This window comes from Microcystis sp. M090S1 (genome assembly GCF_020246295.1).
Classification (GTDB): domain Bacteria; phylum Cyanobacteriota; class Cyanobacteriia; order Cyanobacteriales; family Microcystaceae; genus Microcystis; species Microcystis aeruginosa.
In genome coordinates, this window is sequence record NZ_JADBTF010000030.1 from 1 (window position 1) to 8,944 (window position 8,944).

An 8,944-nucleotide genomic window follows, 5' to 3' on the forward strand; every position below is an offset into this window, starting at 1 on the left:
AACTTCCATACCAAAGCGTTGTCTGAGAATCGTTTCCATTGAGGGAAGGGCAAGTCCTTCGGTAAAGCTGCCGAATTTGGCACCGAGTCCCCCAATTTGTTTGCCCAGTTCTTTGAGTTGTTTGTCAGTTTCCTTCTGTTGTTGGGCGTTTTCCTTCTGTTGTTGACTAACTTCCTTCAATAGTAGTTCAGTCTCCTTCTGTTGTTGACTAACTTCCTTGAGTTGTTTGTCAGTTTCCTTGAGTTGTCGGTCAGTTTCTTTTTGAGCGGTAGTTAATTCGGCTAAGAGTCGCCATACGTCTTCGGATGTAGTTGCCATAGATAATTTTTTCCTTCTGCTCTGGTCTATTGCTATTTTAGTCAATTGCGCCGATACTTCCTAATTTTTAACCCGCAATGATGTCTTTTTTGTCCAGTACATCTTATCCCATTTTAAGCGAACACTACCGTGCGATTAGCGTAAACCAAAATGCGATTTTGCAAGTGTAAACGTACCGCTCGCGCTAACACCCCCCTTTCTAAATCCTTACCTTGACGAATTAAATCTCCTACGGTATCGCGATGGCTAACTCTGACCACATCCTGCTCGATAATTGGCCCCTGATCGAGATCGGCAGTGATATAATGGGCGGTGGCTCCAATAATTTTTACCCCTCGATCGTAGGCCCGTTGATAGGGATTAGCTCCGGCAAAAGCCGGTAAAAAAGAATGATGAATATTGATAATATTGGGGAAAAAGTTAATAAAATCTGGAGTGAGAACCTGCATATATTTAGCTAAAATCACTAAATATATCCGGTATTCCCGCAGTAACTCTAATTGTCTGGCTTCCTGTTCAATCTTGGTTTCGGCGGTAATGGGAATATGATGAAACTCAATACCGAATTGATTGGCAACTGAGTGTAATTCTGGATGATTGCTAATAATTAAAGGAATTTCTGCCCTAATTTCTCCCCCGTGTTGTCGCCATAATAAATCGAGGAGACAATGATCCTGTTTTGTCACCCAAATAGCTAGACGCGGGACAGTATCGGAAAAATGTAAGGACCAACTAGCCTGCAAAGGTTTGGCAATAGCGGCGAAAGCTGGTTCGATCATCCCACGGGGTAAATTAAACCCTTCTAATTGCCATTCTATCCGCATCAGAAACAATCCCGCCGAAAAATCCGTGTGTTGGTCAGCGTGGATAATATTGCCGCCATTAGCATAGATAAAATTAGCGATTTTCGCCACCAGACCAATCTGGTCGGGACAAGAAATTAACAAGGTTGCAGTGGTACCAGTCATAAATTATCGGTGGCAAGAATTGACTTTTCTATCCCCTAATGTATGGCCTTTCTCGTCAAGGTAAAGTATAAATTGAACCTTGCCGAAGTAAAGATTTCAGTCGCAAAAACGTACCCCATCTATCGGAGAACGGCTGTAGGACAATTTTAGACAAGCTAAGAGGCATTACCGTTCCGCAGTTCCGGCGTTTCCCTATGCCCATAGACCAATTTAGATGCGCGGGCAGCCTACCCAGTCTCTTTTTTGCACAAAAAAGAGCATTTGTCAAGAGCGATCGCAGATTAAATTTCCGGTTAAACTGATACAGTATTCTCTTGCTCAGAAGTGGCAAAATGCCGCTCGATCAGGGAGGGGACATCTTGGGGAGCTACCTGATTATAATGCTTTTTATCGGGCATAACCACCAGATTCGGCCCTTTTTTGCACTGTTTTAAACAGCCAGTTAATTTAATATTCACCGCTTCTCCCAGTCCTTTTTCCTCTAAATCACTCTCTAACCTTTGGCAGACTCTCGCACCGCCATTTTTCCAACAATCGGACTTCTGACAGATTAAGACGGTGGCTTTTTTCGCTTTTGCCGGGGCGACTTCTGGGTTTTTTTCGCCAGATAAATGCTCGATCCCTAGTACCCTCAGTTTTAATTTTCCCTTCTTTGAACAAAGACTACTTTCTCCCGTCACTTTTAGCCATGATTGGAGAGCAATATTGAGAGGTATGTGGTCTCGCAGTGTTTTTTCGGGCTTAAACCAATATTCTCGTTTATCAACACTGATTCTCAGGTATTTTACCTTATATCCGTCCTTGAGGACAAAACCGAGGAATTGACCGACCACTTGAAAGGGAACCATGGTAGTTGTAGATTTTGACATACTTTCTCACTTTTTACTCTCAGATTGCTAATTTTTCTCAAGGATTATGCCTGCCAACAGGTTTCCAGCCAATCGATTAAACAGCCTCGGGAAGCCTCTACCTGTCGCAGGACAATCCACAGCTGTAAAAGTTGAGCGGGGCTATCGATGCGAACCTGCAAAAGCTTATGGAGCGAGCATTTATCTTCAATGTCCAGGGTCTGCAGCCGGTGGTAGAGCTGCCAGCGCTCCCAAGCACTAAGAGGGAAGATTTTCTCACCTTCCGATGGCAATTTGTCTATACTCATGGGGCTTTTAATTGAGAACTATTAGCAATATAACTCTAGGCTGATGTTCTCAGTATAACCGACAACTGCAAATAATTATCAATAACCTGAAGAAAAAAAGTTACCCGGTAGCGGCGATCGGCTAAAATCTTGCTATTGTTGCCTTGTCCGCTTTGCCGATCCCAGAATCGCTACCGCCTAGAATTGTCAAAGAGATAAAAATGGAGATAACAAGATTTATTGACGAAAATTATGGATAAAAAAGCTCAAAAAACCGATAATTCAGCAATTCTCTATTTTGATGGTGGTTCTCGCGGCAATCCGGGGAGAGCAGCCGGTGCAGCGGTAATAGTTTTAGCCGAGGGTAATTCCTTGACCACGACTAGATATATGGAGAGAGCCACTAATAACGAGGCCGAATACACGGGATTGATTATTGGATTGGAAAAAGCCCAAGAATTAGGCTTAAAAAGCCTAGAAATTCGCGGAGACAGTCAATTAGTCATCAATCAAGTTAAGGGAGACTGGAAGGTAAAAAGCGATAGTTTACGTCCCTTTTATCAGCGTGCTTGTCAATTAGTTGCCCGATTCGATCGCATTAGCTGGCGCTGGATTGAACGAGCTAAAAATAGTTTGGCTGACGCTGCTGCCAATCATTGTATGGATGCGGCGAAAAAATCGCCAGAAAAACTAAAGGAAGGCGAAACTAATCTCGATATTCTGCTCCAATCCCTGAAACCAGTCCTAAATACCGAAGAATTCGTTTTTTCTTCCCTAACAGCAACAGGACTAGAACAGCTACAATTAACCCCTCTCTGCCAATTTCAGGAAGAGGAAGGCATAACGGTGATTATTCCCCGTCAGCAAGCCGATCGCAAGAATTTGCAGTACAAATATATTTATAGACAAATTACTCTTTCTGTGCATTCTAGTTTAGCGGCGGTGGGATTTTTAGCGGTAATTAGCGAGAAACTGGCCGAAGCAGCAATTAGCGTCAATGTCATTTCTGGTTATTATCACGATCATTTATTTATCCCTAGGGATAGGGTGACAGAAGCGATGGCTATTCTCGAAGAAATTAGCCGCTCCTAATAGTAGTCAGTAATCAGTAATCAGTAATCAGTTATCAGTTATCAGTTATCAGTCATAATTCATAAGTGGGTGGGTGGAATTAAATATAAGATGAACGTAGGTTGGGTTGAAGCATGAAACCCAACGCCCGCTCATGTTACGCTACCGCTAACCCATCCTACAAATAATTGTGCATCCCTACTTAATTCATAATTCATAATTCATAATTCCCTTGCTGCGAGCGGATGATATCGATGGTACTTTTCAGCACACTAGCGATGGGAACTGCTATCAATAAACCGAGAATTCCTGCCACTTTGCCACCGATAAAAAGAGATAGGATAATCCAGACGGGATTAAGTCCGATCATGCCTCCCATTAACCGAGGGGCGATGACATTATCATTAATTTGACCGACAATAATGGTCAGGGTCAAAACTTTTAACCCTAACCAAAAATCTTGAAACATCAGTAGGGTACTAATGCCAATAATGGCAAAGGCACTGGCAAAAGGAATTAATGTAGTTAGACCGATCGCCACCCCGAATAATAGGGCATAATCAACCTTGAGAATCACAAAAACAAAAATTTGAGCAAGGCTGAGAATTCCCGCTAAAATGGTTTGACCGGCAAAATAGGTTTCAAAAGTTTGACGAATAATCGTTCTTAATTTGAGATTCCAGGGAGCAGGAATCCAGCTAAAAATTCCCTCCCAAATTTGTTCGCCATAGAGAACAAGAAAGACGGTTAGAACCAGAACAAATAGAATGTTTAAGATACTGTTGATAGTTCCCAGCACAAAGCTCAGTAATTGAGTGCTAAGAGTTTGTAAAACATTGGTTAGTCGTTCCGATAACTGGGTGATTGATTGCTCGATATAAATCGCATATTTCTGAGTTTTATCCCACTTTTCTAAATTTTGTATCTGTTCGGTTCCCGACTCGATCCACTGGGGCAAACTATTGATTAAACTGCTTAATTGTTCGACAATCTGGGGAATTAAAATTAAACCTAAAACAATCAAAATTAATAGGGCAATTAAAAAGACAATAGCGATCGAACCACTGCGATTAACCCCGCGTCTTTGCAGCACTTTGATGGGAACATCTAAGACAAAAGCTAGTAAACTAGCAGTGACCAAAATACTGACTAAGGGTTCTAGGTAGCTAAATAATTGGAATAATAACCAACCATTGAGAAATAAGAGCGGAAAAACTAGACTTAGCCGCAACCAACGAGGTAGTTGCTTAAAAAGCTCTATCATATAACTAATTTTGTCCTGAGAGAGTATCGAGGTAAAAAGAGACTTTTCTAACCAGAAATCCTCTTTCAATCTAGCATCTCCTCGTTACTTTTCTGGTCCAAGCAACCCTGAAACTCTTATCCTAACTGTAAGTAGTCGTGCAAAATTAATTTCCTAGTCGAGACAGGAGACTCCGAGACAGGAGACAGGAGACGGGAGACGGGAGACAGCTATTAGGGATCGGATTTGAGTTTTCAGTTCACTGTTTCCTCACACCAGAAGTCTGACGGAGTAGTGGCTTAGATGTGTAATTAATTTTGCTTAGGTACTTATGGAGTTAAGCGGATTCGAACCGCTGACCCCCTCAATGCCATTGAGGTGCTCTACCAACTGAGCTATAACCCCGCGAAGACCATTTTTGAATATAGCTTAAATAGAATTATTTTGTCAAGGGGTGACGAGAAAAAAATTTGTCACTGCCAAGGCGATCGCTGATAAGACAATGGTGAAACAATCGCCCCCATTTAGACAGGAGCCGGAATTTGGGTTAAATAGGTTAAACAGTGACCCATGAGGAAATAAACTACTAACATAGCTGCTGCCGCTGCTGCCACCAAGGTTCCCGCCAGCATCAAGGAAAACTCTTGCTTGTCGAACGCTTGCTGCATCAGATGCAATGACCAAGCCACAAGACCGAGGTCAAAGATGAGAATCGGAACTAACATATTTTAAATTTTGTTAACTTTCATCTATTCTAATACATAATTTTCCCCAGGGATAATCGGACTGAAGTTAAAAACAGGGATTTTTGCCGGTTTCTCGATCGGGGCTATCAGCCGTCGGCCGTTAGCTTTCGGTAATAAACTGCCCGGGAATTTAAATTGCTTGTTGAGATTAGGCAAGAGGCAAGCGGCAAGAGGCAACAGTAAGGGGTTAAAATGTGTCTTAGCTTAGGTCTAAACCTTGCTCTTCTTGGGTTGCAGCCTGAAGAAATCCTTTTTCAGGAAAACCGACTCAATCACTAGATTAAGTTCTGCAAATCTTGCTCTCATTTTCCCTGGCTAACGCACGGGTACTTGTTGATTTTGCAGATAATTTTTGACCTCAGCGATGGTTAATTGACCATAATGGAGCAAAGAAGCCAATAAAGCCGCTTCTGCCCGCCCTTCCGTCAATGCTTCGTAGATATGCTGACAATTACCCGCTCCTCCCGAAGCAATCACAGGAATCTCCACCCTTTCAGCGATCGCTTTTGTCAAGGCCAGATCGTAACCCGCTTGCGTGCCGTCAGCATCCATACTGGTAACTAACAACTCACCCGCCCCGCGTTTTTCCACTTCTTGCGCCCATAATAAAGCATCAATACCCGTATTTTCGCGTCCACCCCGAACATAAACCTCCCAACCGGGGTTATGCCCATCCTTACGTCGTCTAGCATCGATCGCCACCACAATACACTGTTTACCAAAGCGATCGCTGGCTCGATCGAGCAATTCCGGCTCGCGCACGGCAGCCGAGTTAATGCTGACTTTATCGGCCCCGGCTCTTAACAAATTTTTAATATTTTCTAAGGATTGGATGCCCCCCCCCACGGTCAGAGGAATAAAAACCTGTTCCGCCGTACGATAGACTACATCAATAATCGTGTCGCGATCTTCATGGGTAGCAGTAATATCGAGAAAAACCAACTCATCAGCCCCTGCCTGATTATACAAGCGAGCTAACTCCACGGGGTCGCCAGCATCCTGAAGATTGACAAAATTAACCCCTTTAACTACCCGACCTTTATTGACATCCAAACAAGGCAAAATCCGCTTCGCTAACATATCCTAGACTCTTGATTGTAACAATGGCCATCAAACGATCGCACAATTCCCCCCCGGCTGCCGAGGAAAATCTGCTCACTCCCAATCCCACTATAGAAGAAACGGAAAAAGCAGCAGCGCAGATTCGTCCGCAATCCCTAGAGGATTATATCGGTCAACAGGACTTAAAGGCTAATCTAAAAGTCACCATCGCCGCAGCCAAAGCTAGACAACAAGCGATCGATCATTTGCTATTCTACGGACCGCCGGGATTGGGAAAAACCACCATGGCTTTAATTTTAGCGGCTGAGATGGGAGTAAATTGCCGAATTACTGCTGCCCCCGCTTTAGAGCGTCCCCGGGATATTACCGGCATCCTGATCAATCTTCAACCCCGGGATATTCTTTTTATCGACGAAATTCATCGACTGAATCGGGTGACGGAGGAGTTATTATACCCAGCGATGGAGGATTATCGCCTGGATGTGACGATTGGCAAGGGTCAAGCGGCGAAAATTCGCAGTATTTCTTTACCTCCCTTTACTTTAATCGGTGCTACTACCAAAGTTGGCTCTTTAACTGCGCCTTTACGCGATCGTTTTGGCATGATTCAACGTCTGCGTTTCTATACAGTTGAGGAATTGACGGCAATTATTCTCAGAAGTGCTACTATTTTTAATATTCCCATTACTGAAGCGGGTGCGCTCGAAATTGCCCGTCGCAGTCGGGGAACTCCACGCATTGCCAATCGTTTATTAAAACGAGTGCGCGACTATGTGCAGGTGAAGGGAGAAACTATTATTAGCCCCCAGTTAGCCGATGAGGGATTAAATCAATTAAATGTCGATTCTATGGGTTTAGATTGGACCGATCGATTAGTATTAAAGACGATGATCCAACAGTTTCAAGGTAAACCCGTGGGATTGGAAGCGGTAGCGGCAGCCACGGGAGAAGATGCCAAGACGATCGAGGAGGTGTACGAGCCTTATTTATTACAAATAGGTTATCTTAATCGTACTCCCCGGGGTCGCGTGGTGACGGCAGCCGCCTACGAACATTTAGGTTTACTGGCGAAATTGCCGAAAAATAAGGATCGGAGTTTACCTTTGTTTGAGTTCTAGTTTTCTAGATAGGGCTGGCTGAATAAATCTAAAAACCTTGTTGGATTAAGACTTTTTCCGGGGGAAAATTCACACCCTACATCCAACACCCCACGCCCCACGCCCTGCTCCTGGTAACAACTTTTTGCCGCAAACCCTAATTACCTGGGTTTCAGCTTATCTGTGTCTTTAAATACTTGGTCGACCGCGTCAAATCACACAAGTCTTTAGATAAAGGTCGTATCATCATGATCGTAGTAAGTTACATTGTTGACATTGCTTGCCGCTTCTCATCTACACTGCATTGAGATTGGTCAAAGCTAATTGCACAATAGTGATCTTTTATAGTCAATATTTTTTAAGTCTGTTAGCGCCCTATGTCTGTCCTAAATAAAGAAAATCTTAAACTGGAAACTCTTACCCTGTTTCAAAAATACCAAAAAACGGGAGATAATAAGTTACGGGATCAAATTATGGAGTTAAACCTAGGATTAGTCAGAAGGGAAGCTCATCATTGGGTTAATCAATGTCATGAAAATTACGAAGATTTAGTGCAGGTTGGCTGTATGGGACTAATTCGGGCGATCAAGCGTTTTGACAGCAGCAAAGGTCATGCTTTTAGCTCCTTCGCTATTCCCTATATTCGCGGCGAAATTCAACACCATCTGCGCGATAAAGGTTATACAGTTCGTATTCCTCGTCGTTGGTTAGATTTAGGCAGACAAGCGACAAATGTGCGTCGGGATTTCCAGTCCCTCTACAATCGTCAACCCAATGATACGGAAATCTCCCTCGCTTTAAATATTTCGAGCGAAGAATGGCAAGAGGTAAAACTGGCTTTCCAAAACCGTGAACCCCTCAGTCTCGATGTGACGGTTAATAACGATGAAGATAATCATACTTGTTTAAAAGACCTCGTTCCCGATCCCCGTTATCGCAGCTTTCAACTTTGTCAAGAGGATCGCATTCGTTTACAACAGGCACTGGCTCAATTAGAAGACAAAACCCGTCATATTCTCGAATTTGTCTTCCTTAAGGATCTTACTCAACGGGAAACCGCCGAACAATTAGGCATTAGTGTTGTTACCGTCTCCCGTCGGGTGAAAAAGGGTTTAGAAATGCTCAAGGAAACTATGGTCCAGGAAGCATTTTAGCAAAATTATCGGTTCTCATCGAAAATTTGGGTCTGAAACCCCGTCGTTCTACGACGGCTTTACTGTTAAATATTAGCACATTTACGAAATATATGCTAAAATGTGAGGTATGGAAAAAGCCTACTCGTTCCGATTTTACCCCACACCCGA

10 protein-coding genes and 1 tRNA gene are annotated in these 8,944 nt (G+C 43.3%); 3 read left to right on the forward strand and 8 right to left on the reverse strand.

What is annotated here, in order from left to right; genetic code table 11:
• The 4 genes from IM477_RS01245 to IM477_RS22840 all read right to left on the reverse strand — a co-directional run.
• On the reverse strand, positions 1–318 hold a 318-nt coding region (locus IM477_RS01245; RefSeq protein WP_287730190.1), incomplete at its 3' end, for a DUF3782 domain-containing protein.
• A 113-nt stretch (positions 319–431) separates the two neighbouring features.
• A complete protein-coding gene (gene purU, locus IM477_RS01250; protein ID WP_287730191.1) occupies positions 432–1,286 on the reverse strand; it encodes a formyltetrahydrofolate deformylase in 855 nt (284 codons plus the stop codon).
• A gap of 293 nt (positions 1,287–1,579) precedes the next feature.
• Positions 1,580–2,155 carry a (2Fe-2S) ferredoxin domain-containing protein gene (locus tag IM477_RS01255; protein WP_190720375.1) on the reverse strand — a complete coding sequence of 192 codons (576 nt, stop codon included), beginning with the start codon at positions 2,153–2,155 and terminating at the stop codon, positions 1,580–1,582.
• Positions 2,156–2,199: 44 nt separating this feature from the next.
• A complete protein-coding gene (locus IM477_RS22840; RefSeq protein ID WP_353737891.1) occupies positions 2,200–2,442 on the reverse strand; it encodes an Asr1405/Asl0597 family protein in 243 nt (80 codons plus the stop codon).
• 231 nt (positions 2,443–2,673) lie between these two features.
• Here IM477_RS22840 and IM477_RS01260 point away from each other — a divergent pair, with 231 nt between their 5' ends.
• Entirely contained in the window at positions 2,674–3,513 is an 840-nt protein-coding gene (locus IM477_RS01260; protein WP_287730194.1) for a reverse transcriptase-like protein, read from the forward strand.
• Between the two features lie 193 nt (positions 3,514–3,706).
• On the opposite strand, the gene IM477_RS01265 is transcribed toward IM477_RS01260, so the two are convergent.
• From IM477_RS01265 to hisF, 4 genes are all read right to left on the reverse strand, one after another.
• Positions 3,707–4,756: an AI-2E family transporter gene (locus IM477_RS01265; RefSeq protein ID WP_287730195.1), complete on the reverse strand. Its 1,050-nt coding sequence runs from the start codon at positions 4,754–4,756 to the stop codon at positions 3,707–3,709.
• A 311-nt stretch (positions 4,757–5,067) separates the two neighbouring features.
• Positions 5,068–5,140 (reverse strand) — tRNA-Ala (locus IM477_RS01270).
• 119 nt (positions 5,141–5,259) lie between these two features.
• A complete protein-coding gene (locus IM477_RS01275; RefSeq protein ID WP_002796074.1) occupies positions 5,260–5,460 on the reverse strand; it encodes a hypothetical protein in 201 nt (66 codons plus the stop codon).
• 336 nt (positions 5,461–5,796) lie between these two features.
• Positions 5,797–6,561, reverse strand: a complete 765-nt coding sequence (hisF, locus tag IM477_RS01280) for an imidazole glycerol phosphate synthase subunit HisF (protein ID WP_002787034.1) — start codon at positions 6,559–6,561, stop codon at positions 5,797–5,799.
• Between the two features lie 23 nt (positions 6,562–6,584).
• On the opposite strand from hisF, the gene ruvB reads away from it, so the two are divergent.
• Both ruvB and IM477_RS01290 read left to right on the forward strand, forming a co-directional pair.
• Positions 6,585–7,661: a Holliday junction branch migration DNA helicase RuvB gene (ruvB, locus tag IM477_RS01285; protein ID WP_287730197.1), complete on the forward strand. Its 1,077-nt coding sequence runs from the start codon at positions 6,585–6,587 to the stop codon at positions 7,659–7,661.
• A 356-nt stretch (positions 7,662–8,017) separates the two neighbouring features.
• The gene (locus IM477_RS01290) at positions 8,018–8,794 is read left to right on the forward strand and encodes an RNA polymerase sigma factor SigF (protein ID WP_287730198.1); all 777 of its coding nucleotides are present in this window, start codon (positions 8,018–8,020) and stop codon (positions 8,792–8,794) included.
• Positions 8,795–8,944: the final 150 nt, after the last annotated feature.